We start from the raw sequence: 25,649 nt of genomic DNA on the forward strand, positions 1-25,649 counted from the left end.
GACTTCCTCTCGGTCGCAGTCGCGGGGTTCGGGTCAGGCGGTCCAGCGGCGGGCGAACGTCTCGACGCCGTCGACGGTGACCCGGCCGGTCGCGCCGGCCGAGTCGGCGGTGACGTGCACCCCGACCTCGACGACGACGGTCTCGCCGGTGCTCATCCGGGCGGTCGCGGTCGACGTCGCCCGGACCTGGGCCGCCGCCGGATGGTCCCGCTGGGCGCTGGCGGCGATGGTGCTGCACACCTCCAGGACGTGCTGGCGCTGCGGGGCGTACGCGGCGACGTCCTCGCCGACGGTGACGGTGACGCCGTCGCGGATGAGGTCGCGGGTGACGTCCCAGCGCGGGGTGCCGCGCAGGTGCAGGGACGCGGTGCCGGCCGGCGGCGGTCCCGGTACCGGCGGGGTCACCGGCGTGCCCTCGGTCTCCGACACCACCGGCACCGCCAGCGCGAGCCGGGTGAGCCGGGTCTGCGTCGGGGCGCCCGGCCAGTGCCGGGGGAAGTCGGTCCCGCCGACCACGACCCGCAGCCGGTGCCCGGCCGGCAGCCGGTACGCGGTCGGCACCAGGACGACCCGGACCGGCCCGCCGGCCGGTGCCGGGCCGGCGTCACCGGCCGGACCGGGCGGGGCACCGGCGCGGCCGGCGGTGATCAGCGTGGACCGGCCGTCGGGGTCGACGTCGGTCAGCTTCACCACCAGGTCGCCGGCGGCGCCGGCGACCTCGACGGTGACCACCGGCCGGCCGGCGATCAGCACCGGGGCGGTGAGCGGTTCGCCGGTGAAGGCGAGGGCGCGCAGGTCGTCGTCGTGCTGGTCCAGCGGCAGGCCGAAGCCGGTGGTCGGGACGCCCCACAGCCCGCTGAGCGCCCCGACGGTCGGATCGGGCCGGACCGTGCCGAGGACCGGGGCGCCGGGGTCGTGGCCGGTGTCGGTGGCCGGGCCGAGGCCGCCGCCGGGGGTGCCGGCCAGGGCCAGTTCCTTCGCCGGCGGCGGCCACGACTCGTACGCCCGCCACGCCGACCGCCCGGCGGGGCCGTCGGTGACAGGGCTGCCGGTGGCAGAGTCGTGGGCGGCCGGATCCGGCCTACCCTGCACGAAGACGGTCGCCGCCGGTTCGTCACCGGTCCCCGCGTCGACGCCGCGCAGCCACCGGTCCCACCAGCGCAGCGCCAGCGTGTGGAAGTCGACCGGTTCGAACGGCGACTCGTGCGGCGGGGTGTGCATCCACGGGCCGGCCAGCAGCTTCTTCGGGCCCGGCAACTGCTCGAAGGCGCGGATCGAGCCGTCGCAGAACAGGTCGCGCCAGCCGGCGACGCAGAACGCCGGCACCCCGACCGCCGCCGGGTCGACCGCCCGCTCCCGCCACACCGGGTCGCCGGGACCGTGCCGGTGCAGGTCCAGCAGGTAGGGCTCGGCGTGTTCCAGCCGGCGCCGCCAGCGCCGCTGCTCGTCGACGGTGTCGTGGCCGTGCAGCGGCGGCAGCAACTGGCTGAGCAGGGTGCTCAGGCCCCACATGCCGAGCGAGCCGAGGCAGCCGCGGGCGCCGTGCGGGTGGACGAAGTCGTACCCGGGGTCGATCATGCCGAGCACCGGGATGATCGCCTTCAGCGCCGGGGGCCGGCGGGCCGCCGTACGCAGCGACATCACCGCGCCGTACGAGACGCCCCACATGCCGACCGTGCCGTCGCACCAGGGCTGGGCGGCGGCCCACCCGACGGCGCGTACGCCGTCGTCGGCCTCGGCCGGGTCGAAGGGTGGGCGGGGCTCGCCGTCGGAGGAGCCGGTGCCGCGGAAGTCGACGAGCAGGCTGGCGTAGCCGCGCTCGGCGAACCAGTGGTAGGAGGCCCAGCCGCCGATGCCGCCGAGCCCGTCCTTGCGGTACGGCAGCACCGAGACCAGGGCGGGGACCGGACCGGCGCCGTCGGGCAGGAACAGGTCTCCGGCGAGGGTCACCGCCGGGTCGTCGGTCGGGATGCGTACGTCGCGTACGACCCGTACGCGGTAGCGGGCGGACGGCTCACGGTCGCTGTCGGTCATGGTCATTCGCTCCGTCCGGTGCCTGGCTTGTCGAGGGAGGTGCCGTCCGCCGGGCCGGTCCGGGCGCCGGTGAGGGTGGGTACGGCGGCGAACAGCCGCCCGGCGTACGGGTGGGTGGGCCGGTCGATGACGGCGGCGGCCGGCCCGGACTCGACGACCCGGCCGAGGTACATCACGGCGACCCGGTCGGCCAGGTAGCGCACCGCCTGGATGTCGTGCGAGACGAGCAGGATGCCGAGCCCGTGGTCGCGTCGCAGGTCGGCGAGGAGGTCGAGGAGTTGGGCGCGCAGCGACACGTCGAGCGCGGAGGTGGGTTCGTCGGCGAGCAGGAACGCCGGTCCGAGGGCGAGCGCGCGGGCGACCGCGACCCGCTGCCGCTGCCCGCCGGAGATCTCGGCGGGCCGCCGGTCGAGGACGGTGCGGGGCAGTTGCACGGTGTCGAGCAGTTCGCCGACCCGTCGCCGCCGGTCGGTGTGGTCGCCGCGGCGCTGGATCCGCAGCGGGTCCTCGATGATCGCGCCGACGGTCAGTCGCGGGTTCATCGACGACGCCGGGTCCTGGAAGACCAGCCCGACGGTCCGGGCGAGCAGCGCACGGCGCTGCCGGGCCGGCATGGTCCACAGCCGCTGCCCGGCGAGGGTGACGTCGCCGGTGGTGGGCCGGTGCAGCCCGGCGAGCACCTTCGTCAGGGTGGTCTTGCCGGAGCCGGACTCGCCGACGACGCCGAGCACCTCGCCGGGGCGTACCCGCAGGTGGACGTCGCGCAGGGCGGTGACCCGACCGCCCCGGCCGCGGAACTCGACGCCGACCCCGTCGACGCCGAGCGGGCCGGTGGCGTTCACCGGGCCTCACCACCGCTGGTCACGGCGACCGGTCGCGGGCCGGCCGGCAGCCCGGCCGGGTGGTGGCAGGCGAAGCCCCGCTCGCCGTCGCCGGCCCATCCCGGTGCGGTGTCCCGGCAGCGGGCGGTCGCGTACGGGCACCGGCCGCTGAACCGGCAGCCGGCCGGCCAGCGTCCGGGCTGCGGTACGGCGCCGCCGGGCGGCCGGTCGGCGCGGACGCCGCGTTCCAGGCTGGTGATGGCGGTGGTGAGCGCCGCCAGGTAGCGGTGCCGGGGGTCGGCGAGCACCGGGGCGACCGGGCCGACCTCGACGACCTCGCCGGCGTACATGACGTTGACCCGGCTGGTGAGCTGGGCGACGAACGCCAGGTCGTGCGAGACGAGCAGCATCGACAGGCCGCGGCCGGCGGTCAGTTCGCGCAGCAGGCCGGCGATCTCGGCCTGGAGGGTGACGTCGAGGGCGGTGGTCGGTTCGTCGGCGAGCAGCAGGGCCGGGTCGCCGGCGAGGGCCATGGCGATCAGCACCCGTTGCCGCTGGCCGCCGGAGAGCTGGTGCGGGTAGGCCGGCAGCGTCCTGGCCGGGTCGAGGTGGACTCTCCGCAGCAGGTCGGCGGGGCGGTGCCGGCCGCTGCGCCGGCAGACCTGGCGGAGTTGGGTGCCGACCCGCATGGCGGGGTTGAGCGCCGACAGCGCGTCCTGGTAGACCATCGCGAGGCCGGTGCCGAGCAGTCTGCGGCGTTCCCGGGCCGGCATCGTGGTCAGTTCCCGGCCGGCGAAGCGGATCGAGCCGGTGACCGTCGCGCCGGGCGGGAGCAGCCCCATGACGGCGAGCGTGGTCAGCGACTTGCCGGAGCCGGATTCGCCGACCAGGCCGACGCTCTCGCCCTCGTGGACGTCGAAGGAGACGCCGGACAGCACCTCGGCGCCACCGTTCGCGGCCAGGAAGCTGATGCCGAGGTCGCGTACGGCCAGCAGCGGCTCGCCGCGGCGGGCCGGCACTGCGGCACGCGGTCCGGCCGGGGCCGCCGGCCCGGCACCCCCGGGTGTGGACGGACGGCCGGACCGGGCCGGTGCGCCGCCCGGCCCGGCGGCGACCGCGCCGCCGGCGCGGGCCGCCTCCCCCGGCGCGGTGGTGCCGAGCGCGGCGGCCAGGCCGTCGGCGAGCACCGACAGGGCGAGTACGGCGACCAGGGTGGCCAGGCCGGCGAAGGTGGTCACCCACCAGCCGCCGGAGGCCATCAGGTCGCGGCCGTCGTTGACGACGTTGCCCCAGGACGGGGTCGGTGGCTGCACGCTGAGGCCGAGGAACGACAGCGACGCCTCGGTGAGCACGGCGGTGCCGGCCAGCGAGCTGGTGAAGACCAGGACCGGGCCGGCGACGTTGCGGGCGACGTGGTGGGCGAGCAGCCAGGCCGGGCCGGCGCCCATGAAGCGGCCGACGAGGACGTAGTCCTTGCCGTACTCGGCGACGACGGCGGCCCGGACGACCCGGGCGACGGCCGGGGCGAACAGCAGGCCGAGTACGACGACGGTGGTGGGCAGGCCCGGGCTGAGCAGGGCGGCCAGCGCCACGGCGAGCACGATGCCGGGGAACGTGACCAGCAGGTCGAGCAGCCATTCCAGGACCCGGCGCAGCGGGCCGGGGGCGAGCGCGGCGGCGGCGCCGACGACCGTGCCGGCGGCCAGCGCCAGCAGCGGGGTGACCAGGCCGGCGACGACCGAGACGCGGGTGCCGTGGATGATCCGGGAGAGCACGTCGCGGCCGTACACGTCGGTGCCGAACCAGTGCGCGGCGTCCGGCGGGGCGGCCAGCGGGCCGACCAGGTTGCGGGTCGCCGGGTACGGGGCGACGGCCGGTCCGAGGACCGCGAGCAGCACCAGGCCGGCGACGACGAACGCGGCGACCCGGGCGCCGGTCGGCAGCCGCCGCCAGAGGCCGGCGGTCGGGGCGGCGAGCAGCCGCCGCATGCGGCCGGACAGCTTGCGGGCGGAGAGTGGCGTCATGTCCGGGTCCTCGGGTCGATGAGCATCGCGACGACGTCGGTGCACAGGTTGACGGCCAGGAAGACGGCGATGGTGACCAGCGCGACGATCCGGGTGACCGCGAAGTCGCCGTCGATCGCGGCGTTGACCAGGAGCTGGCCCATGCCGGGCAGGGCGTAGACGACCTCGACCAGCACGGCGCCGGCGAGCAGGTAGCCGACGTAGAGGCCGAAGACGGTCAGTGGGGTGACGAGGGCGTTGGGCAGCAGGTTGCGCCACAGCACCCGGGTGCGGGACAGGCCGGCGCCCAGCGCGGTGCGTACGTAGTCCTGGTCGAGTTGGTCGGCGACGGAGGCGCGGACCACCCGGACCAGGATGCCGGCGACGCCGAGGGCGAGGGTGACGGCCGGCAGCAGCAGGGTCGACAGCCACGGCCAGAGGCCGGCGCTGACCGGCTGGTAGCCGCCGGCGGGCAGCCAGCGCAGGTCGATCGCGAACGTGTCGATGGCGAGCAGGCCGACCCAGAACACCGGGGCGGCGAGCCCGACGGCGGACGCGGCGGTGATCAGCCGGTCCGGCCAGCGGCCCCGGTACAGCGCGGCGGTGATCCCGAGCCCGAGGGCGAGTACGGCGGTGACGGCGGCGGCCACCAGGGTCAGCGACGCGGTCACCGGGAACGCCTGGGCGACCAGGTCGCCGATCGGCTGGCCGCTGCGGGCGGAGGTGCCGAGGTCGCCGGCCGACAGGTCGCGGACGAAGTCGACGTACCGCTGCGGCAGCGACCGGTCGAGCCCGTACTCGTGGCGCAGCCGGGTCAGGTCCTCGTCGGACAGGCCGGCGGCCTGGAAGCCGAACCGGGCCAGGACGGGGTCGCCGGGGGCCAGGTCGACCAGGGCGAAGAGCAGGACGGAGGCGCCGACCAGCAGCAGTGCGCCGGAGGCGGCCCGCCGGGTGACGGCGGCCAGCGCGCGTGCCGTGCCGCTCATGCCCGCCATGCCCGGCGCAGGTCGAGGTGTTCCCAGCGCTGGGCGCCCAGGCCGGCGACCGCCCCGGTGTCGACCACGTTGGGCACCGACAGGAAGTGCATCGGGTAGGTCGGCACCTCGTCGGCGAGCAGTTGCTGGAGCTGGGCGTAGCGGGCCGGGGCCTGGTCGGCGGGCAGGGCCGGGGCGGTGTCGAGCAGTTGGGCGAAGCGGTCGGCGGCCGGGCCGGACCAGCGCAGGAACTTGTCGCGGAAGGCGCCGGGGGCGTAGAAGGAGCTGAGCGCGCCGGGTACGTCGAAGGACTGGCCGACCGGGTTGCCGCTGCTGATCACCGCGTCGAAGTCGCCGCCGCCGAGGATCTTGCCGGCGAGCGTGGTGCCGGCCTCGATGCGCAGGTCGACGTCGAGGCCGAGGTCCTGCCAGTTCTGCCGGATGACGGTGGCGGTCTGCTGCATGTAGCCGGTCTGCTGCGCCTGCAACACGACCTTCAGCCCGGCGGGTACGCCGGCGGCGGCCAGCAGCGAGCGGGCGGTGTCGGGGTCGCGGTCGAAGACGGCGGTGGGGCGGGCGTGGTCGGGGTGCCAGTCGGGCAGCACCGAGGTGGCGAAGGCGGCGTTGCCGGCGTACGCGATCTGCGTGATCGAGTCGTGGTCGATCGCGTAGTGCAGGGCCTGCCGGACCCGGGGGTCGGTGAACGGGGCCTTGGCGCAGTTGAAGGTGAGGAAGACCGCGGCCGGGGTGGGTGCCATGACCACCTCGAAGCCGCTGCCGCGTAGCAGTTCGAGGTCCCGGAACGGCGGGCTCTGGGCGACGTCGACCTGCCGGGCCCGCAGCGCGGAGGCGCGGGCGGTGTCGTCGACCAGGACCCGCCAGCTGATCGTGTCGAACCAGCCGCCGCTGGGGCCGGTGTAGCCGGCGAAGCGGCGCAGTTCGACGCTCTGGTTCTCGCGGTAGCTGACGAACTCGTACGGCCCGCTGCCGACCGGCCGGGTGCCGAACTCGGCCCCCTGGGCCTCGACCAGCGCCTTCGGCACGATGCCGAGGGCGGGCAGGGCGAGCCGGCGGGCGAAGACGTCGTCGTTGACCGGGTGGGCGGTGGTGATCTCGATGGTGTCGGCGGCGACGACGCGGACGCCGGTGACGAAGCCGAGCAGTTGGCTGTAGAAGGAGACCTGGCCGTCGGGTGGGGCCGCCACCCGCTGGACGGAGAAGGCGACGTCGTCGGCGGTCATCGCGGTGCCGTCGTGGAATCCGGTGGTCCGGAAGGTGACCTGCCAGGCCGTCGGCGTGGTCCGGGTGGGCGGTGCGGTGGCGAGGACCGGCCGGACGGCCAGTTCGGGCGAGGTCTCGTCGACCTCGTAGAGCGAGTCGAAGAGGTGCCGGGTGACGCCGATGGCGTCGGAGGCGTTCTGCGGGTCGAAGGTGGTGAAGGGGGCGAGCCCGCCGACGACCGCGGCGCCGCCGGTGCGGGGGGTGCCGGTCGCCGGCCCGCCGGTGCCGCCGGCACCGGGTCCGGTGCAGCCGGTGAGCAGTGCGCCGGACGCGGCGGCGCCCAGATAGAGCAGGCGTCGCCGGGACAGGCCCGGTGCGGGGGTTATGTGAAGACGCTGTTGGGTCATGGCGACCTCCATCCCGAGAGGTAGTTCGCGGGATCGACCTCGACGGAACTACTACGATCGAAGGACTTCGAGCGTGTCGAGGAGGTTACGCCGGAGTTACTCAGACCGTCAAGAGTCCGGGCTGCCGCCGGATGATCAGGGCAATTCACCTGAAAATCGGGCGGTTGGCTGCGAAGACCGCTCCCGCACGTACGCCCGGAGACGTACGCCGGACGGGCTAACGCCGCCGGCCGGGGTCGTCGAAGCGTCGAGTAGAGTGACTGTCGAAGAACTTCGACGGGCGAGGACTTCGACGGGAGGAGACCGGCTTGGCGGCGAGCACGATCTACGACGTGGCCCGGCGGGCGGGCGTGAGCATCTCCACCGTCTCGCTGGCCTTCAACAACCCGGTACGGGTCACCCAGTCCACGTTGGATCGGGTGCTCGCCGCCGCGGACGAGTTGTCGTACCTGCCCAAGACCGAGGCGGTCACCCGGGCCCGGCGCGGGGTCGGCCGGATCGGGGTGATGGCCCCGTTCACGTCGTACCCCTCGTTCGCCCGGCGGCTCAACGGCGTCCTGCGCGCCACCCGGGACCTGCCCTGGGAGATCGTCGTCTACGACCAGGGCTCGGCGGCGGCCACCTCACCGACGCTGTCCACCATCCCGCTGACCCGCCGCCTCGACGGGCTGGTCATCATGTCGCTGCCGGTCGACCCCAAGGTCGCGCACCGGCTGGTCGAGCAGAGGCTGCCCACGGTGCTGGTCGACCTCGAACATCCCAGCTTCAGCAGCGTCGCCATCGCCGACGCCGAGGGCGGCCGGATCGTCGCCGAACACCTGCACGCCCGCGGCCACACCCGGCTCGGCTGCGTCACCGAACGCAAGAAGGGCCAGCGGGCCACCCTGCCGCAGGAGGCCCGGCTCGACACGTTCCGCAGCACCCTCGCCGGGTTCGGCACCCCACTGCCGGACAGCCTGGTCCGCCGGGTCGACTACGGCGTGGAGCCGGCCCGCCGGGCCGCGCACGAACTCCTCGACCTGCCGGAGCCGCCGACGGCGATCTTCGCCCACGACGACCTGATCGCCGTCGGGGTGCTCAAGGCGGCCCGGGAACGTGACCTCCGGGTGCCCGGCGACCTCGCCGTCGTCGGCTTCGACGACAGCGACGTCGCCGAGCCGCTCGGCCTGACCACGGTCCGGCAGCCGCTGGAGGAGAGCGGAACGATCGCCGTCCAGACGCTGCTCGACCAACTGTCCGATCCCGACCGCAGCATGCGGCACATCGTGCTGCGCCTCACGCTCGTCGAGCGCGACACGACGTGAGCCGGCGGCCCGCGGTCGCGGGCGGGCAGCTCCGTACGGTCGCGGGCGGCGGTCCCGCACGGTCGCGGGACCGGCGGCCCCGCGCGGGAACGTACCGCTCCCGCGCGGGGGGTGCCCGGGCCGGTCAGCCCAGTCCGTAGCCGCCGTCGACCGCGAGCACCTGGCCGGTCAGGTAGCCGCAGGCGTCGCCGGCGAGGAAGAGGAACGCCGCCGCCAGTTCGTCGGCCCGGCCGAACCGGGCCACCGGCGTGCGGCCCACGACCTGCTCGCGCAGACGCTGCGAGGTGTGGAACGCGGCACCGAGCCCGGTGTCGAAGAAGCCCGGCGCGACCGCGTTGACCAGGATGCCGTCACCGGCCCAGTCGGCGGCCAACGCCCGGGTCAGCCCCTCCAGGCCGGCCTTCGACGCCGCGTACGCGCTCAGCCCGCGCCGCGGGGTGGCCGCCATGACCGAGGTGGTGAACACCAGCCGGCCGTGGCCGGAGCGGGCCAGGTGCGGGTACGCCGCCCGCGCCGTGACGAACCCGCCGGTCAGGTTGACCGCCAGCACGTCGTGCCACGCCTCGATCGGCAGGTGATGCGCCCGGCGGGCGACCGGCGAGATGCCGGCGTTGACGACGACCGAGTCGATCCGTCCGAAGTGGCCGGCCACGGCGTCGACCGCCCCGGCCAGCGAGTCCGGTTCGCCGACGTCGCACGCGGCGGCGAAGACGTCGGCGCCGCCGGCGGTGAGCGTGCCGGCCAGGTCGTCGAGCGCGTCGCGGCTGCGGGCCAGCAGGCCGACCCGGGCCCCGTGGCCGGCGAAGACCCGGGCGAGGTCGCGGCCGACGCCCCGGCTGGCGCCGGTCACCACCACCACCCGGTCGGCGACCGCCCCGGCGGGCGGGGCGACGACCGGCTGGCCGGTGCCGGCGGTCACCGTGCGCCGCCGTCGGTCGGCCGGCCGGGCAGGGACCGGGCCCGTTCCTCCAGCGCGGTCAGGGTATCGGCCGTCAGCGGCCGCTGGAACAGGTCGATGTTGGCCTTCAGGAACGGCGGTGGCCAGTCCCACCAGCGCAGCGCGACCAGCCGTCCGGCCAGGTCGTCGGGGAACCGGGCGCGCAGCCGGCGGGCCGGCACCCCGGCCACGATCTCGTAGTCGGCGACGTCGCGGGTGACGACCGCGCCGGCCGCGACGATCGCGCCGTGCCCGATGCGTACGCCGGCGCGTACCACCGCGCCCGCGCCGATCCAGGCGTCGGCGCCGACCTCGGTGCCCGGAACCTCGGGCCACTCCCCGGTGCAGAAGCCGAACTCGGCGTTGACCGGGAAGACGTGGCTGGTCGGCAGCTCGGGCCAGTGCGGCAGGGCGCCGACGGTCACCTTCTCGGCGATGCCGGCGTACGGGCCGACCCGGACCTTGAACAGCGAGGTGAACGGGCCGACGATGGCGTACCGGGCGACGTGGCTGTGCCGTAGCAGGGCGTGCTCCATCACCAGGCCGTTGCGCTCCACGGTGGACTCGTCGAGCTTGACCTGGTTGAGGCTGATGGTGGCGCCGCGGGCGCGGGCGCGCAGCACGCCGAGGATGTTGCGCGGCGCGAACGGGCGCGGCCACCGGTTGATCGTGCGGGGCATCCGGCCGGACAGGTCGTGGGCGACCGGCGGGGCGGGCGGCGGCTGGGTGGCGCCCTGTTCGGCGCCGAGGGCGGACGTGGTCACTGGCTCACCTCACACAGTTCGAACGGAGGACCGCCGGGTCGGCGGCCCAGTCGAGGGCGACGCCGCCCCAGGTCATCCCGCCGCCGAAGGCGACCATCAGCAGCTTGGCGGCGGCGCCGAGCCGTCCGGCGCGTACCGCGTCGTCGAGGGTGACCGGGACGGAGGCGGCGCCGGTGTTGCCGTACCGCTCGACGGTGCGGTGCAGCACCCCGGGTCGCAGTCCGAGTTCGCGCGACCAGTCGGTGAGCATCGTCCCGTTGGCCTGGTGGGCGGCGATCAGGTCGACCTGGTCGAGTTCGAGCGAGGCCGCCTTGAGCAGTTGGCCGACCAGGGCCGGGAAGACCTGGTTGGCCAGTCGCCGGACGTCGCCGCCGCGCATCGCGAAGTAGTGGTCGCCGGCCTCGACCGTCTGCGCGCTCGCCGGTCGGCGGCTGCCCCCGGCCGGGATCTGGACCAGGTCGGCCAGGGTGCCGTCGGCGCCCAGCGTGGTCGCCCGGATCCCGCTCCCGCCGCTGGTGTCCCGGCCGAGGACGACCGCGCCGGCCCCGTCGCCGAAGAGCACCGCGGTACGCCGGTCGGTGTAGTCGAGCACCCGCGAGTAGGTGTCGGCGCCGACCACCAGCGCGGTCCGGGCCCAGCCCTCGCTGTTCAGCATCGAGTGGGCGACGACGAGGGCGTACACGAAGCCGCTGCACACCGCGTCGACGTCGAACGCCACCGCCTGGCGGGCGCCGAGGTTGGCCTGCACGGTGCTGGCGGTGGCCGGCATCGGCCGGTCCGGTGTGGAGGTGGCCAGCACGATCAGGTCGAGGTCGGCCGGGTCGAGCCGGGCGGTCCGCAGCGCCCGCCGGGCCGCCCGGGTGGCCAGGTCGGAGGTGGCCTCGTCGTCGGCGGCCACCCGGCGTTCCCGGATGCCGGTCTTGTCCACTATCCAGTTCTCCGGTACGCCGACCCGGCGGGCCAGTTCCTCGCTGCTGAGGACGCGCCGGGGCAGGTACGATCCGGTTCCGATCACGGTCGAGGTCGACATCGGGTCTCCTTGCGGTCGGGCCGTCGGGCCGGGCGGACGCGCGGGGTCAGTCATCGGCGCGGAACGCCGGTCGGCGCCGCTCGCGGAAGGCACGCAGTCCCTCGGACACGTCGTCGGAGCCGAGGTGGCGCAGGAAGAGGCGGCGTTCCCAGGACATCGCGTCCGGCCGGGGCTCGTGGTCGGCGGTCCAGACCATCTTCTTGACCACGGCGAGCGCGTCCGCGCTGTGGCCGGCCAGCCGGTCGACCAGGGCGTCCACCCGCGACTCCAGGTCGGCCGGTGGCACCGCGACGCTGACCAGCCCCCAGTCGGCCGCCTCCCGCCCGGTGAGCAGGTCGGCGGTGAGCAGCAGGTAGTTGCCGCGGGCCTTGGGCAGGGTCCGGGCCAGCCGTACCGAGCCGCCGGCGGCGGGGGCCAGCCCGTATTCGAGGTGGCGGTCGCCGATCCGGGCGTCGGTGGCGGCGACGGAGATGTCGCAGGCGAGCAGGATCTCGCAGCCGCCGGCGACGGCGTGCCCCTCGACGACCGCGACCGAGACGAACCGGGCGGTCTCCAGCCGGCGCAGCACGAGGGCGAGCCGCACCATGAAGGTCTCGACCCGGTGCGGGTCGACGCTCATCTCCTCCAGGACGCGCAGGTCGGCGCCGGCGCAGAAGGTGCCGGCGGCGCCGCGCAGCACCAGGGTCCGGGCGCCGGTCGCGTCGGCGAGGTCGATGGCGCGTTCGAGTCCTTCGATCACGGCGAGGTCGATGGCGTTGCGGCGGGCCGGGCGGTTGATCGTCGCCCGGACCACGTACGGCTCGACGGCCGTCAGGACCGCCGGCGCCGGGTCCGCGCCGGGGGCCGGGGTGGGTGGGGGCGGGGCGTCCGGTCCGGCTGCGGTACGGGTCGCGACCGACCCGGCTACGCGGGAAACTGACATGCAACAGCCCCTTCCAATTGATCGAGGAATTCCGCCGATCGTGGATTCGATCGGCCGGACTCAACCTATGACCGTTGCCCCGGGTCGGGAAGGAGCCGTGCGACGAATTGTCATTCCATCGGCAGACGGAATGCTGGCGACCGCATTCCGACCATCGGAGAAAAACGACCGGTCGCGAACATTCCAGAAACGTTCGGGCCACCGCACCGAAACGAACTGTTCACACCAGCCCGTTGCGGTGGGCGAACGCCGCCAATTGGGTGCGGTCGCGCAGCTTGAGTTTGGTCAGCACCCGCGAGACGTGGGTCTTGACCGTGGCCCGGCCGAGCAGCAGCTCGGTGGCGATCTCGGCGTTGGAGCGGCCGAGCGCGATCAGCCGGATCACGCCGCGCTCGCGCGGGGTCAGGCCGGCCACCTGCGGGTCGCGGCGGGGTGTGTCGGCCGCGGCGACCCGCCGGTAGGCGGCCAGCAGGTGGCGGGCGGCCCGCGGCGACCACCAGGCGTCCCCCGCCGCCACGGCCTTGACCCCGGCCATCAGCAGTGCGGTTTCGTCGTCCTCCAGCAGGTAGCCGCGGACCCCGGCGCGGGCGGCCCGGTCGACGTCGGCGTCGTCGGCCGTGTCGGCGAGCATCACCACGCCGGGACCGTCGCCGCGCACGAGGTCGGCGGCGACGGCGATGCCGTCGCGGTCGCGTAGTTGCAGGTCGACCAGGATGACGTCGACGCCGGCCGGGACCGGCCGGCCGGCGTCGTGACCGGCCGTCAGCACGAAGTCGGGAGCCGCCTCGAACAGCGCACGGATGGCGTCCCGGATGATCGGCCGGTCGACCAGCAGTAGCAGCCGGATCGTGCCGGTCGCACCCGGGGGCGCCGTCGGATTCGAGCCGGGATCCACGCGGATGCCGCGGTTTTCCTCGACCACTTTCACATTCCACAACCTTTTCGGGGTGTCGCGATCTCCGGAAGATCGCCCTTTTCGGGTGTCGTGGTGTGCCCGTAGTGTCCTGGTAGAAGCGCTTCCACCATAGCCCTTCGATTGGTGCCACGCCACCTCGCCCCAGCTCCTCACCGGAGCCCCGGAACGTCATGTTCACAATTTGCTATCGGCGCCGATCGAAACAGCGAACTGCTACCGTATTCGGCCGGCCCGGTGCCGCAGCACGGTGTACCCGAGCGCGACGAGCCCGAGCAGGAGGGTCCCCACCGCCGTCAGCAACAGGGTGGACCGCGCGCCGACGAGCGCGGTCAGCGGCCCACCGGCCAGCACCCCGAGCGGCACCGCGACGACGGTCACCGCGCCGTTCGCGGCGAGCACGGGCGACAGCGACTCCGGTGGCGTGACGCGCTGGAACAGTGCCATCGAGGTCGACAGGTACGGCCCCCAGGACAGCCCGGCCAGCGCGAAGCCGGCCAGCGCCACCGGCGGCGGGGCGCCGAGCCCGAGCGGGAGCAGGGTCAGCCCGAAGCAGACCACGATGCCGACCGTCAGCGGCCACAGCGGCCACCGGCGCAGGTAGCCGGTGACCAGCCCGCCGGCCACCGCGCCGGCGCCGAACGCGGTGTAGTGGGCGGCGAGGTCGCCGGCCGAGCCGCCCAGGTCCTGGCTGACGTGCAGCGGCAGGGCCACCTGGATCGGGCCGTACAGCGCGAAGAAGCCGAACGACAGCAGCAGCAGCCCGAGCAGCCGGGGGTCCGACCGGATGGTCCGCCAGCCGGAGGCCCCGGCGGGGGCCGGGTCGGGGCGCGGCACCGCCGGCGCGTCCGGCACGCCGGCACCGACCGGCGCGGGGGTCGGGCGTCCGGCGGCGATCGCCCACCGGTACGTCAGCGCGAGCACCGCGAAGGTGAGCGCGTCGACGGCGAGTACGCCGACCGCGCCGATCCCGCCGATGAGCGCGGCGCCGACCGGCGGCCCGAGCACGATGGCGAGTTCGGCGAGCGTGGTGAGCACGGCGTTCGCGGCCAGGTGGTGCCGTGCCGGCAGCACCTGGGCGAGCAGGGTGTAGCGGCCGGCCGTACCCCACGAGTGCAGCAGTGCGGAGAGCGCGAGCAGCGCGACGAACACCCCGATGGTCAGCGCGCCGAGCAGGTGGGCGACCGGAATGGCGCCGAGTGCCCCGGCCCGCAGGACGGCGTCCCAGCCGGCGAGGCGCGCTCCCCCGTGCCGGCGCAGCCACCGGCCGAAGAGCACCGCCCCGGCGGCGGCCGGCAGGGTGTACGCGGCCACCGCGACCGCGACCCAGGTGCCCTGGCGGTCGGCGGGGGCCAGTTCGAGGGCCAGCCAGGGCACCGCGACGACGGCCATCCCGTCGCCGAGCGACGAGAGCGCGAAACCCGGCAGGATCCGGCGCAGGACGGGATGGGTGAACACCGGCCGGTAGGGGGAGCCGGAAGGGGACAATAAGATCGATAATCGTCTATTCATTGCTTTACTGGACAGGCCCGGTACCGGGCCTGTCAACACCACCGCCCGCCGAGTCTCGCAGCGGTACGTGTCCAACCGGTTACACAGACCGGTCGGGTAGCGCGGGATCGCGCCACCCGACCGGGTTACCGCCCCGACCCCACTGGGCCGGGGGTGCGACTCAGTGCCGCCCGGCCGGCTGGGAATGCGGCCGCCGCATCCCGTCGCCGGAACGGTGGCCGTCGCCCCCGCCGGCGGACGCGCCGGCCGGCTCGGGCTGCCGCATGCCACCACGGCCCTGCTGGGCGCCGCCCTGCTGCGCACCACCCTGCTGCGCGCCGCCGCGGCCGGCCTCCTGCTCGGTCTTCTGCAGCGCCCGCTCCAGGCGGGTCTGCATGGGCCGGATCAGTCCGCCGCCGACGCCGACCACGATCACACCGCCGACGGTGGCCAGCACCGCGATCAGCACCGGGGTCGTGACGGTGGTCGCCACCCCGATCTGGTTGAGCGCGGCGATCACACCGAGCGCGACGATGAACCAGCCGGCCACGTCCGACAGGACACGGCCGTACGACAGCCCGCCCAGCGTGCTGGACAGCAGGTCGCGTACGGCGCTGGCGATGGCCGACGCCACGACGATGATGATCACGGCGACGACCGCGCGTGGCAGCCAGCCGACGATGTTGTTGATCAGGCTGCTGACCGGGTTCGGGCCCCAGACCCCGAACGCCAGTTGCAGCGTGAACAGCACACCGGCGTAGAAGACGAGCTTGGCCACGATGTCCGAGGCGTCGTACTTGCTGCGTTCCAACGCCCGCTTGATGCCGCCACGCTCGACGGCCCGGTCGAAGCCGACCCGCTCCAGGATGCCGTTGACGGCCCTGGCCAGCAGCCGGGCGATGATCCACCCGATGACCAGGATGGCGATGAAGGCGATCGCCCGCGGGACGAATCGCACGATGTCGCCGACCACGTTGTTCACGTCGGTGCGGATGTCCACCTGGGGTATGGCTAGTTGATCACGCATAGGTCCTCCCTGCGGCCGATCCGCCGGCACGCCCGAGGACCGCCGGCTCCGGTGCCGCGCCGGGCGGTACGCCGCCCCGTGTCACGCGGCCGATCCCGCGTCGAGTCCCCGGCGCCTCACCCGGTAAACGCGGTCGCCGGCCGGGTCCGCACCCGACCGGCGACCAGAGTGGCGTGGGGGTCAGTTGCGCCAGGTGTCGTTCAGGTTCACCCGGCCCGACGCCGGGACCGTGGCGGTGCGATTGCCGCCGCTCTCCCAGGTGACGGTGCCGCCCTGCTTGCGGATGTACTTGTACTCCAGGGTGGTGCCGGCGGGCAGGTCGACGTCGCGCCGCCAGACCGGGTAGGTCGCCGAGGACAGCGGCAGCGCCGCCGCCGGGTTCCAGCTGCCCAGGCCGGGCACGTTGCCGACGACGAAGACGTCCTGCCCCCAGGAGGTGGTCGCGTTCACCGCGAAGGACGCACCGCTGGTGCCGGCGGGCGGGGTGGTCGGGTTCGGGTTCGGCTGTCCGGTCGCGCCGACGTACAGCGCCACCGCGTCGTTGGCCGGGACGCTGGCGGTGAACTGGCCGGACGAGTTGACCGTGTACGTCGTGCCCGTGCAGCCGCCGCCCGGGGTCGGGTCGCCGTGCTGGACGTCGCAGTAGGTGCCGGCCGGCAGCGAGGTCTGGAACGTACGGGTCAGCGTGCCACCCTCGGCGTTGATCGCGACGTACGCCCGGTTGCCGCGCCCGAACGCGATCTGGTCGTTTCCGTTGTCCCACCAGTTGGTGACAGCCCCGTCGCCGGCGGCGTTGCGGAAGCCGACCATGTTGGCGATCTGCTGCCACTTGTGCTGACACTTCCAGCCGTCGGCGTAGCAGGCGTTGACCGTGCCGCCGTTCGGCGGGCCGGCGTCGCGGTCGCTGAACTCGTAGCCGGAGTGCACGTGCGGCGACCCGTACGGCCAGGCGAGCATGAAGACGCCGGCCAGCGTGTACTGCGCGCCGTTCTTGTAGCTGAGCGTGTCGCCGCCGCGTTCGGTGTCGTGGTTGTCGACGAAGACCCCGGCCTGGTTGCCCGGCATGTAGCCCCAGCTCTCGCCGAACTCCTTGAGGTGGGCGAGCCGTTCGTTCTGGAACACCCGCTTGAGGTCGCGGGCGTAGCGGAACTCCTGCACGTCACCGTTGCCCAGGTATTCGCTCGGGCTGACCGCCTCGCCGGCGCCGTGGATCGCCTCCTGCACCCAGTAGGCGTTCGGGTTGGACATCCGGGACCTGATCGCCGCGAGGTCGCCGGCCGCCATGTGCTTGGCGGCGTCGATCCGGAACCCGTCGACGCCGAGCGACAGCAGGTCGTTGAGGTAGCCGGCGATCCGGCCGCGGACGTAGTCGCTGCCGGTGTTCAGGTCGGACAGCCCGACCAGCTCGCAGTTCTGCACGTCGTGGCGGTCCCCGTAGTTGTTGATCTGGGTCCGGCAGGAGTGGAAGTCCTGGACCTGGTAGACGCCGGGGTAGTCGTACTTGGTGTAGGTGGTGCCGCCGGTGCCGGTGCCCGAGCCGGCGCTCATGTGGTTGATGACCGCGTCGACGATGACCTTGACACCGGCGCCGCGGCAGGCGGCGACCATGTTGGCGAAGGCGGCCCGGTCACCGAGCCGGCCGGCGATGCGGTAACTGACCGGCTGGTACGACGTCCACCACTGGTGGCCCTGGATGTGCTCCTGGGGCGGGGACACCTGGACGTAGCCGTAGCCCTTGGGGCCGAGGGTCTCCCGGCACTCGCGGGCGATCGAGTCGAACCGCCATTCGAAGAGGACGGCGGTGACCTTCTTGTCGCCGGGGGCGGCCGCCCGGGCGGGCGGCCCGGTGACCGCGCCGGTGACGGCGAGGCCGGTGGTGAGGGCGAGGGCGGCCACGGCGAGGGCGGCGCCGAGCCGGGTGCGGAGACGGGGGCGGTGGCGGGCCCGGTCGCGGGCGCGCGAGGTTGCGATCACGGCAGCTCTCCTCGGGGACGGGAGTTCGAGGGATGCGCGGGACACCTTTCAGCAAGCATTCTGAAACTTGCTGGAAATCCTTGCGAAGGAAGGTAGACATCGACCCCCACCTAAGTCAAGAAGAACCTTCCCCGCAGATCGCACAGCAGGGCGAACACCAGCAGATCGACCTCGCCGAGAGCTGGGAGCGCGACCGCAAGATGCGACATCGCGGCACTATCACCCACCTGGGCGCCGCAAGGACCGCAAGCACTTGCATAAGTTGATCACATGCGGTCGCCAGCCGATCCCAAGGAGTGAGCGCTTATCGACAGGTTTGTTAACTGATATTTGGATGGGTGCACCCCATCCGCACGACACCGGAGGACCGATGTTCCGACGTACCCTCGCCCTGGCCGCCGCCACCGTCCTCGGCACGGCCGGCGCGCTCGCCGCCGCCGCCCCGGCCCAGGCCTACATCCCCGGCAACTGCTCCGCGGTGGTCATCGGCTGGCACGCCCACGCCCACTGCACCTGGTCCGGCAACATCCCGTGGAAGCTCAAGGGCCAGTGCGCCGACGGCAGCTGGGTGACCAGCCCGACGACGACCTTCGGCACCGGCTACGCCGACGTCTTCTGCTGGTCTGCGCAGTCCGGCGACGTCCGCAACCTCACCCTGGACTGATCCGGGCCGACCGGCCGCCACGGACGGCGACCGGACACGACGGGACCGGCGGGCCGCGACGCGCGCGACCCGCCGGAGGCGTTACGGATCAGGTCAGCCGGCGGCGACCTGGCTCGTGCCGCCCTCGTTGTGGCCGAGGACGATCTGCGGGTTGGTCAGGAAGGCGACCCGGCCGGTGTTCGGGTCGATCACCTTGATCCGGCGCAGCTGGCAGTGGCCCGGGTTGATGTTGATCTTTCCACCCGACGCCACGTCGCCGATCTTCTGGAGCTGGTTGTCGTAGAGGTCGTAGTACCAGGCCTCCAGCCTGTACCAGCCGGTGTTGTTGAACTCGATGCTCTTGATCAGCGGGTACGCGGTGGAGCGGTACACGGTGACGTTGGCGGTCGCGGTGCGGCCGTCGGCGGCGTACGCGGTCAGCGTGTAGAGCACGTTGCCGTCGTGGCTGCCGCCCGAGACCGACCCCTCCCAGACCCCCGGCCCGGACTGGGTCTTGTCGGACAGCGTGGTGCTGCCCCGCTTGACGACGACCCGGGTCGCCCCGGTGGTCTTCCAGTTCAGGGTGACCTCGGTGGGGGTGCACGCCTGCACCGCGCCGACCGACGAGGTGAAGCCGTTGACGATCGGTCCGCCGGTGGTCCAGGCGGTCGTGTCGACCGGGGATCCGGCGTCGTGACCCGCCTTGCGGGGCGACACGGCGACCCGGTAGTCGGTCGACGAATCCAGGCCGGTGACCGTGTACGTCATCTCACCGGTACCCGGGTTCGCCGGGATGCTGATGATGCGCGGCAGGACCTGGTCGGTCGGCCGGCCCCAGCCGAGGAGGTAGTGGTCCTCCCCCTCGGCGTTGTCGGTCCACCGCACCGTCAGGGTGGTGTCGGTGCGGCCGACCACGGTCAGCCCGGTCGGCTGCGGCAGCTGCGGCTGCTTGGTGGTGGCGCAGACCTCCGCCGCCGCCTCGGTCAGTTCGTTGAACGCGATCACCCGGTAGCAGTGCCGGGTGTTCGGGCTCAGGTTGCGGTCGGTCAGCGAACGGAAGGCGTCGGTACGCCGCGAGATCTCCACCCACGGCCCACCGGCCACCGAGCGCTCCACCCGGTATCCGTCCTCGCTGGTCGAGTTGTCGGTCCAGCTCACGTGGATCTCGTTGGAGTAGATGTCCCACTCGCCGAACGGGTTGATCGTCGGCGCGGCAACGGAGCCGGCACCGAGTAGTTCCGGCAGCCGAGCTGCGTGTTGTGGACGCCGTGCGACCGGTTGATCGCGTACGCGCAGACGGTGTGCGGCCCGGGCGTCATGTTCGCCGGCAGGTCGGTCACGTCGTACCCGTGGGTCGGGCCGTACTCGCCCGGCAGGTCGGGCCGGTGGCCGTTCGCGGTCACCGACCGGACGAACACCCCGCTGTCGTAGATGTGCACCTCGGTCGGGGTCTGCGGCTCGTCGGGATCGGCCGACCAGCCCCGCACCCGCAGGGTGTTCCCGGTCCGGGTCACCTCGTCGAGCGCGCCGGTCGGGTCGTGCCGCACCGTGTACGTACGGCAGCCGAGCTCGGTGTTGACGGTGCCGGCGCCGACGTTGATGGCGTACACGCAGACGTTGTGCTCGCCGTCGCCGGGCCGTTCCGGAACGGTGACCGCGAAGCCGTGGCCGGTGCCGTAGCCGGGATAGCCGGCCGGCGGCGCGGACAGCGCCCGGTCGGCCGGGGCGGCGGTGGCGAAGACGCCGTCCTGGTAGACGTGCAGCCAGATCGCGTCGGCGGTGTCGCCGTCGATCGCCCAGCCGTGCAGGACCAGGTTGGTGCCGGACCGCTCGATCCGGTCGAAGGCGCCGACCGGGTCGACCGCGACGGCCAGGTTGACGCAGCCGATCAGCTTGCTGGACCCCGCGCCGTTGCTGAGCGCCCGGGCGCAGACGGTGCCGCCGGGCCGCGCCGGCACAGTGCCGGAGAACGAGCCGCCGCTGCTGGCGGTCACGGTGCCGACCTTGGTGCCCCCGATGCTGATGTCCACCTGGACCCGGCCACCGTCCGGGTCCGTCGCCCAGCCGGTGACCGACACCCCGGCCGGTACCCGGGTCGCCCCGGTCAGGTCTCCCTCGGGGTCGTGCGAGCCGGCGCCGTCGCAGATCGGCGGCGGATCCGGCACGTCACAGTCGGGGCGGGCGTACGCAGGGTTCGCCTGCGCCACCAGCCCCACGCTCGCGGCCAGTACCGCCAGGATCGCGGCACGGATACGTCGTTTCAACGATCTTCCTCTCTCGTGGAGAGGGCGGCACCCCAGCGCCGCCCCGGCACCCACCAGGTCCACTTAGGACGTTTGGCGGGTCCGGAAAGAAGGTCGCACGGCCGGTGGACGGTCCGCGACTGAAATCGGCTCCTCGACAGTTCGCGCGCCGCAACCCGACTGTCGGGTCGGTGACGGCACCGCCGGCCCACCCGGGCCGGCTCGACCGGCCAAGCCGAGGTGGCGGGGCCTCCGGACACCCGGACCGGGCGCCGCCGACCACCCGGAAAACACCTTGCGCCCCACGTCAGGCGCGGTGGCGACCCACGTGCCCCGGTACCGCCACGGCGCCGGTCGGCTCGGCCGCGGCCCGGCTGTTCCACGGCGAGACCCGCCCCGGCAGGGCCGTCGGCTCCACCGTCGGCACGTACACGCGGGCGTCGACCACGTCACCGAGCAGCAGCGCGGCGACGAAACTGCTCGGCCGGGCCGCCGGGTCGGCGGCCAGGCACTCGAAGCACAGGTCGGCGACCTCCGGCGGCAGGCCGTCGATGTGCGGCAGCGGCTCGGGCTCGCGGTACTGCTCCAGCCGCCACACCTCGGGATCGACCGGCCACGGCAGCCGGCCGGCCAGGCAGAGGTAGAGCAGGACGCCGATGGCGTACATGTCGCTCGACGGCGCCGGCGGGGCCCCGCCGAACCGCTCCGGCGGCAGGAAGGCCGGGGTGCCGAGCAGCATGCCGTCGAGTCGCGGATCGGACTCGCCGGCCGACGCCGCGATGCCGAAGTCGAGGACCTTCACACCGGTCGGGGTGAGCATCACGTTGGACGGTTTCACGTCCTGGTGCACGATGCCGTGCAGGTGCGCGGCGGCCAGCGCGGCACTCACCTGCGCGCAGACCCGCACCGCGAAGCGCCACGGCAGCGGCCCACCGGCGAGCCGGTCGGCCAGCGTCTCCCCCTCGACCAGTTCCATCACGATGTACGGCGCCCGCGCGCCCGGGTACGGCGTCGACAGGCCGAAGTCGTGGACGCCGGTCACGTTGGGGTGGGCCAGCCGCGCCGCCGACCGGGCCTCCGCCCGGACCCGCTCGACGGGATCCACACCGGTGCCGTCGTCGCGGTCGCCGGGCGCGATGAGCTTGACCGCGACCGGCCGGTCGAGCACCTCGTCGTGCCCGCGCCAGACCTCCGACATCCCGCCGACACCGATGCGCTGCCGTAGCTGGTACCGCCCGCCCAACGTCCGCATCCGGTCCCACCCCGCCTTCCTTCCCGGCGACACGGCCGCCGTCGAAGCCCCTACCCTGGGCGCACGCAGGGCAAACCGGTTCGACTCGATCTTGCGGCGGGCGGCCGGACCGGCGCGGGGCACGGTCCAACGTGTACCCGCGCCCCGGCCGTCGGCGGCCGGACGCGCGGCGGCCGGACGCACCGCGCGGCCGGACGCGCGACGGCCGGACGCGCGGCCACCGGCACTCGCGGCCCCTGGCGCCGGGCCGCCACTGAAGTACGATGCGTGTTGTTCGGCGTGCACCCGGTCACGGCCCGCCGGTCGGAGTGGGCCCCGCTGGTAGGAGTGGGCATGGCAAAGGTCACTGTGGACGTTGACGGTTGCATCGGCGCCGGCCAGTGCGCGTTCCTGGCGCCGGAGGTGTTCGACCAGGACCAGATGGGCATCGTCCGCCTGCTCCGGGAGGAACCCGACGGGTCGCAGCTCGACGACGCCCGCGAGGCGGCCACGACCTGCCCCTCCGGATCGATCTCCATCTCCGACGACTGACCCCCTCCCCCGCCCCTCCTTTCCGGCGATCTTGCGGTTGTCTCCCCCTTTCGTTGTGATTTGTCGGGCGACAAGTGCAAGATCGCGGAGCGTGGGACCGCGGGCGGACGGAGAAGTGGCGGGGAAAGTCGCACGTCGGGGGCGTAGGCCACGCAGGATGGGGGTATCCGGGCGGCGGAGGAGGTAACCGTGGCGGAACGTCCGATCCTGGTCGGATACGACCATTCCCCCGGCAGCGAGGCGGCGCTCGGCTGGGCGCTCGACGAGGCCGCCCGGACCGGCCGGTCCGTGCTGGTCGCCCACGCCTCGGAGTGGCTCACGATCAGCCCGCCGGTGATCATCGGGGCCCAGCCGTGGCCGGACGAGCGGGCCCGCGAAGCCGCCCAGCAGGCGCTCGACGCGGCCGTGGCCGCGGCCAGCGAACGCCGTGACGGCGTGGTCGTCCGCGGCGTACTGGCCGACGGGCCGCCGAACCAGCGGCTGACCGAACTGACCGGCGACGCCGCGCTGGCCGTCCTCGGCAACCGGGGACACGGCGGTTTCAGCGGGCTGCTCCTCGGCTCGACCTCGGTCTCGGTGGCCGCCCACGCCCACTGCCCGGTGGTCGTCGTCCGCCCCGACGAGCCGGGGGTGGCCACCGGTGACGTCGTCGTCGGGGTCGACGGGTCCGCGTGCTCGGTGACGGCGCTGGACTTCGCCTTCGACACCGCCGCCGAACGGGACGCCCCGCTGCTCGTGGTCGGTGCCTGGAACATCCCGTCGGTGCCGTGGCGGCCGCCTGGTGTCGACGTCGAACAGATGGCCGCGACCGAGCGGCGGTCCCTCGAACAACTGGTCGAGGAGCGCCGGCACCGGCATCCGGCGGTGGCCGTACGCACCGAGGTCGTCGCCGACTCCCCCGCGCACGCGCTGATGCAGGCCAGTGCCGGGGCGCGACTGCTGGTGGTCGGGTCACGGGGGCGCGGCGGGCTGCGCGGGCTGCTGCTCGGCTCGGTGAGCCAGCAGATGCTGCACCACGCCCGCTGTCCGGTCGCGGTCGTACACGAGCGGCAGCCCGAGCCGGCCGCCTGAGCCGCCGGCCCGGCGACCGGGCAGAGCGGCCGCCGGGCCGGCCCGACCGGTTTGGCTAAGGCTGGGGGGCGGCCTGGCCGGGTCGACTGAGGGCTGGGGGCGGCCGGAACGACTCGACCGGCGGGTACGCCGGCGGGACCAGCTCGGCCGGCGGACAGGCCGGCCGGCTCAGCCGGTGGCCGGTGTCGCCGGCGTACCGGGAGCGGGCGCCGGGGCGGCGTGCAGCCGGTCGACGACGCGTACGACGCCACCGACCTGACCGGCCAGCCGCACGGCATGCACCGCGCTGGCCCGCCTCGGCACCGGGCCGGCCAGCGTCACCACCCCGTCGCGCACCTCGACCCGTACGTCGGGCAGGGCGAGGATGCGGTGCAGCACCTCGCGCACCACGTCGACACGGATGTCCTCGTCGGGGCGCAGGTGCACCCGCAGCAGGTCACCGCGGGTCACGATGCCGACCAGCCGGCCGAGGTCGTCGACCACCGGCAGCCGACGGACCCGCTCGCGGTCCATCCGGCGGGCGGCGTCGACCAGCGCGGTGTCGCCGTACGTGGTGACCGCGGGGGCGGTCATGAGGTCGCGGGCGGTCAGCGCGTCGACGGGTGCGCGGCGGCGGCTCGGCCACGGCCGGCGCAGACCGGCACCGGCCCGGTGCAGCAGATCACTTTCGGACACCACGCCGACGACCCGCCGGTCCAGGTCGACCACTGGCACGCCGCTGACCCGGCGACCCGCCACCGCGTCGACGATCCGCCGGTAGCCGGCCTCCTCCGCCACCGCGACCACGTCGGTGGTCATCACGTCCCGCACCTGCCAGGTTCGCATCCCGATCTCCCCGGTCCCGTGGCCCGGCCCCTTTGCCGGCCACCGCCCGACCTTACGCAGGTGACGGGCCGGCGCCCCAGGGCCGGCGGTCCGCCAGAGGTCGGGACCTGCGCCCGGACCGGCCGGGCCGTACGCCTCTGCCCCGCCGGCCGGCCCGGGGCGTCTGATGGAGGTGACCACGGAAGGCCCGCCGGGTAGGAGGCAGTGATGGAGATCCGACCGATCGTCGTCGGCTACGACGGCTCCCCCGGTGCGCGGGAAGCGCTGCGGTGGGCGCTGGACGAGGCGGCCCGGACCGGTGCGCCGGTCCACCCCACGTACGCGTTCGAGCCGTTCGGCGCCTCGGTGCCGCTGGCACCGGCGCCGCTGCTGTGGCCCGACGACACCGCGCGCAAGGAGATCGCGTCGATGCTGGACGAGGCGGTCGCGGCCGCCGCGGCCAGCCATCCGACGGTCACCGTACGGGCCGGCACCGTCGACGGGCCGCCGAGCGTACGGCTGCAGGAGTTGTCCCGGCGGGCCGGGCTGGTGGTGCTGGGCAGCCGGGGGCACGGCGGGTTCGCCGGCCTGCTGGTCGGCTCGACCACGGTCTCGGTGACCGCCCACGCGCACTGCCCGGTGGTCGTCGTCCGCGGCACCGCCCCCCGCTTCGGCGGGCACGTGGTGACCGGCGTCGACGGCTCACCGTGCTCGGTGCTGGCGCTCGGCTACGCGTTCGCGCAGGCGGCCGGGCGGGACGTACCGCTGCACGTGGTGCGGGCCTGGAAGCCGCCGGCGGCGGAGGCACCCCCGGTCGCCTTCGACCCCGAGGCGGTCGGCGCCCTGGAGCGGGCCGAGTTGCGCGACCTGCTGGCCGGCTGGCAGGACCGCTGGCCCGAGGTGCGGGTGACCAGCGAGGTGGTCGCCGACGCCCCCGGCCGGACGCTGATCGACGCGACCCGGCACGCCCAGCTGGTCGTGGTCGGCTCGCGCGGCCGGGGCGGCTTCCGCGGGCTGCTGATGGGTTCGGTCAGCCAGCAGCTCCTGCACCACGGCCACTGCCCGGTGGCGGTCGTACGCGAACTGCCCGGCGGGGGGGCGACGGACGACCTGTGACGGGTGGGCGGCGCCGGGTTGCCGACCGGCGCCCCACCCCGGCCCGACCGCACGGCCAGGTCGGGCCCTGGTGATCGTTGGCCGCCGCGCGGTCCGACTCCCCCGGCGACCCCGGCGGCCAGCGATCACCCCGCGACGGGCCGGACGGATCGGCGGGTCGGGCGGAT

Annotated in this window: 22 protein-coding genes; 5 read left to right on the top strand and 17 right to left on the bottom strand. The window is 74.2% G+C overall.

The features are described from left to right. Positions 1-33: 33 nt before the first annotated feature. The 5 genes from AB0I42_RS13865 to AB0I42_RS13885 are packed head-to-tail and all read right to left on the bottom strand — an operon-like array spanning position 34 to position 7,460. On the bottom strand, positions 34-2,034 hold the full coding sequence (locus AB0I42_RS13865) for a CocE/NonD family hydrolase (RefSeq protein ID WP_357537262.1): 2,001 nt from the start codon (positions 2,032-2,034) through the stop codon (positions 34-36). A 2-nt stretch (positions 2,035-2,036) separates the two neighbouring features. Next, positions 2,037-2,876: an ABC transporter ATP-binding protein gene (locus AB0I42_RS13870; protein ID WP_357537264.1), complete on the bottom strand. Its 840-nt coding sequence runs from the start codon at positions 2,874-2,876 to the stop codon at positions 2,037-2,039. After that, entirely contained in the window at positions 2,873-4,879 is a 2,007-nt protein-coding gene (locus tag AB0I42_RS13875; RefSeq protein WP_357537266.1) for a dipeptide/oligopeptide/nickel ABC transporter permease/ATP-binding protein, read from the bottom strand. The genes AB0I42_RS13870 and AB0I42_RS13875 overlap by 4 nt, the downstream gene beginning before the upstream one ends. Next, complete coding sequence (locus AB0I42_RS13880) at positions 4,876-5,844, bottom strand: ABC transporter permease (protein ID WP_357537268.1); 969 nt, start codon at positions 5,842-5,844, stop codon at positions 4,876-4,878. The genes AB0I42_RS13875 and AB0I42_RS13880 overlap by 4 nt, the downstream gene beginning before the upstream one ends. Then, a complete protein-coding gene (locus AB0I42_RS13885) occupies positions 5,841-7,460 on the bottom strand; it encodes an ABC transporter substrate-binding protein (protein ID WP_357537270.1) in 1,620 nt (539 codons plus the stop codon). The genes AB0I42_RS13880 and AB0I42_RS13885 overlap by 4 nt, the downstream gene beginning before the upstream one ends. 308 nt (positions 7,461-7,768) lie before the next feature. On the opposite strand from AB0I42_RS13885, the gene AB0I42_RS13890 reads away from it, so the two are divergent. After that, entirely contained in the window at positions 7,769-8,764 is a 996-nt protein-coding gene (locus AB0I42_RS13890; RefSeq protein ID WP_357537272.1) for a LacI family DNA-binding transcriptional regulator, read from the top strand. Between the two features lie 124 nt (positions 8,765-8,888). Here the strand turns inward: AB0I42_RS13890 and AB0I42_RS13895 are convergent, their stop codons facing one another. The 8 genes from AB0I42_RS13895 to AB0I42_RS13930 form a co-directional block, all read right to left on the bottom strand. Then, positions 8,889-9,683, bottom strand: a complete 795-nt coding sequence (locus tag AB0I42_RS13895; protein ID WP_357537274.1) for an SDR family NAD(P)-dependent oxidoreductase — start codon at positions 9,681-9,683, stop codon at positions 8,889-8,891. Next, complete coding sequence (locus tag AB0I42_RS13900; RefSeq protein ID WP_357537276.1) at positions 9,680-10,465, bottom strand: CatB-related O-acetyltransferase; 786 nt, start codon at positions 10,463-10,465, stop codon at positions 9,680-9,682. The genes AB0I42_RS13895 and AB0I42_RS13900 overlap by 4 nt, the downstream gene beginning before the upstream one ends. Before the next feature lie 4 nt (positions 10,466-10,469). Next, positions 10,470-11,495 carry a beta-ketoacyl-ACP synthase 3 gene (locus AB0I42_RS13905; RefSeq protein ID WP_357537277.1) on the bottom strand — a complete coding sequence of 342 codons (1,026 nt, stop codon included), beginning with the start codon at positions 11,493-11,495 and terminating at the stop codon, positions 10,470-10,472. Positions 11,496-11,541: 46 nt separating this feature from the next. After that, positions 11,542-12,417 (bottom strand): enoyl-CoA hydratase/isomerase family protein, encoded by an 876-nt coding sequence (locus tag AB0I42_RS13910; RefSeq protein WP_357537278.1) that lies wholly within the window; start codon positions 12,415-12,417, stop codon positions 11,542-11,544. 220 nt (positions 12,418-12,637) lie between these two features. Then, a complete protein-coding gene (locus AB0I42_RS13915; RefSeq protein ID WP_357537280.1) occupies positions 12,638-13,345 on the bottom strand; it encodes a response regulator transcription factor in 708 nt (235 codons plus the stop codon). Positions 13,346-13,546: 201 nt separating this feature from the next. Continuing rightward, positions 13,547-14,788, bottom strand: coding sequence for an MFS transporter (locus AB0I42_RS13920; protein WP_357537281.1), 1,242 nt, complete (start codon positions 14,786-14,788; stop codon positions 13,547-13,549). A 214-nt stretch (positions 14,789-15,002) separates the two neighbouring features. After that, the gene (locus AB0I42_RS13925) at positions 15,003-15,848 is read right to left on the bottom strand and encodes a hypothetical protein (RefSeq protein ID WP_357537283.1); all 846 of its coding nucleotides are present in this window, start codon (positions 15,846-15,848) and stop codon (positions 15,003-15,005) included. A 180-nt stretch (positions 15,849-16,028) separates the two neighbouring features. Next, positions 16,029-17,822 (bottom strand): carbohydrate-binding module family 20 domain-containing protein, encoded by a 1,794-nt coding sequence (locus AB0I42_RS13930; RefSeq protein WP_357537285.1) that lies wholly within the window; start codon positions 17,820-17,822, stop codon positions 16,029-16,031. 370 nt (positions 17,823-18,192) lie between these two features. On the opposite strand from AB0I42_RS13930, the gene AB0I42_RS13935 reads away from it, so the two are divergent. After that, entirely contained in the window at positions 18,193-18,486 is a 294-nt protein-coding gene (locus AB0I42_RS13935) for a hypothetical protein (RefSeq protein ID WP_357537286.1), read from the top strand. 93 nt (positions 18,487-18,579) lie between these two features. Here the strand turns inward: AB0I42_RS13935 and AB0I42_RS13940 are convergent, their stop codons facing one another. From AB0I42_RS13940 to AB0I42_RS13950, 3 genes are all read right to left on the bottom strand, one after another. After that, positions 18,580-19,623 carry a fibronectin type III domain-containing protein gene (locus AB0I42_RS13940; RefSeq protein ID WP_357537288.1) on the bottom strand — a complete coding sequence of 348 codons (1,044 nt, stop codon included), beginning with the start codon at positions 19,621-19,623 and terminating at the stop codon, positions 18,580-18,582. Next, entirely contained in the window at positions 19,620-20,729 is a 1,110-nt protein-coding gene (locus tag AB0I42_RS13945; RefSeq protein ID WP_357537290.1) for a hypothetical protein, read from the bottom strand. Before AB0I42_RS13945 ends, AB0I42_RS13940 begins: the two co-directional genes overlap by 4 nt. A 286-nt stretch (positions 20,730-21,015) precedes the next feature. Further along, the gene (locus tag AB0I42_RS13950; protein WP_357537291.1) at positions 21,016-21,960 is read right to left on the bottom strand and encodes a serine/threonine-protein kinase; all 945 of its coding nucleotides are present in this window, start codon (positions 21,958-21,960) and stop codon (positions 21,016-21,018) included. Between the two features lie 333 nt (positions 21,961-22,293). On the opposite strand from AB0I42_RS13950, the gene AB0I42_RS13955 reads away from it, so the two are divergent. Next, positions 22,294-22,491 carry a ferredoxin gene (locus AB0I42_RS13955; protein WP_357537293.1) on the top strand — a complete coding sequence of 66 codons (198 nt, stop codon included), beginning with the start codon at positions 22,294-22,296 and terminating at the stop codon, positions 22,489-22,491. 189 nt (positions 22,492-22,680) lie between these two features. Then, positions 22,681-23,562 carry a universal stress protein gene (locus AB0I42_RS13960; RefSeq protein WP_357537294.1) on the top strand — a complete coding sequence of 294 codons (882 nt, stop codon included), beginning with the start codon at positions 22,681-22,683 and terminating at the stop codon, positions 23,560-23,562. A gap of 168 nt (positions 23,563-23,730) precedes the next feature. On the opposite strand, the gene AB0I42_RS13965 is transcribed toward AB0I42_RS13960, so the two are convergent. Next, positions 23,731-24,387, bottom strand: a complete 657-nt coding sequence (locus AB0I42_RS13965) for a CBS domain-containing protein (protein WP_357537296.1) — start codon at positions 24,385-24,387, stop codon at positions 23,731-23,733. A gap of 207 nt (positions 24,388-24,594) precedes the next feature. Between AB0I42_RS13965 and AB0I42_RS13970 the strand changes: the two genes are divergently transcribed. After that, positions 24,595-25,482 carry a universal stress protein gene (locus AB0I42_RS13970; RefSeq protein WP_357537298.1) on the top strand — a complete coding sequence of 296 codons (888 nt, stop codon included), beginning with the start codon at positions 24,595-24,597 and terminating at the stop codon, positions 25,480-25,482. Positions 25,483-25,649 lie beyond the last annotated feature (167 nt).

The sequence above is a fragment of the Polymorphospora sp. NPDC050346 genome, from assembly GCF_040655695.1.
Taxonomy (GTDB): domain Bacteria; phylum Actinomycetota; class Actinomycetes; order Mycobacteriales; family Micromonosporaceae; genus Polymorphospora; species Polymorphospora lycopeni.

What these genes read in the sequence shown, in the direction of transcription:
- AB0I42_RS13955 (WP_357537293.1), top strand. Translation starts at nt 22,294, where the DNA reads ATGGCAAAGGTCACTGTGGACGTTGACGGTTGCATCGGCGCCGGCCAG.
- AB0I42_RS13880 (WP_357537268.1), bottom strand. Translation starts at nt 5,844, where the DNA reads ATGAGCGGCACGGCACGCGCGCTGGCCGCCGTCACCCGGCGGGCCGCC.
- AB0I42_RS13875 (WP_357537266.1), bottom strand. Translation starts at nt 4,879, where the DNA reads ATGACGCCACTCTCCGCCCGCAAGCTGTCCGGCCGCATGCGGCGGCTG.
- AB0I42_RS13965 (WP_357537296.1), bottom strand. Translation starts at nt 24,387, where the DNA reads ATGCGAACCTGGCAGGTGCGGGACGTGATGACCACCGACGTGGTCGCG.
- AB0I42_RS13910 (WP_357537278.1), bottom strand. Translation starts at nt 12,417, where the DNA reads ATGTCAGTTTCCCGCGTAGCCGGGTCGGTCGCGACCCGTACCGCAGCC.
- AB0I42_RS13885 (WP_357537270.1), bottom strand. Translation starts at nt 7,460, where the DNA reads ATGACCCAACAGCGTCTTCACATAACCCCCGCACCGGGCCTGTCCCGG.
- AB0I42_RS13970 (WP_357537298.1), top strand. Translation starts at nt 24,595, where the DNA reads ATGGAGATCCGACCGATCGTCGTCGGCTACGACGGCTCCCCCGGTGCG.
- AB0I42_RS13865 (WP_357537262.1), bottom strand. Translation starts at nt 2,034, where the DNA reads ATGACCGACAGCGACCGTGAGCCGTCCGCCCGCTACCGCGTACGGGTC.
- AB0I42_RS13935 (WP_357537286.1), top strand. Translation starts at nt 18,193, where the DNA reads ATGTTCCGACGTACCCTCGCCCTGGCCGCCGCCACCGTCCTCGGCACG.
- AB0I42_RS13925 (WP_357537283.1), bottom strand. Translation starts at nt 15,848, where the DNA reads ATGCGTGATCAACTAGCCATACCCCAGGTGGACATCCGCACCGACGTG.
- AB0I42_RS13950 (WP_357537291.1), bottom strand. Translation starts at nt 21,960, where the DNA reads ATGCGGACGTTGGGCGGGCGGTACCAGCTACGGCAGCGCATCGGTGTC.
- AB0I42_RS13905 (WP_357537277.1), bottom strand. Translation starts at nt 11,495, where the DNA reads ATGTCGACCTCGACCGTGATCGGAACCGGATCGTACCTGCCCCGGCGC.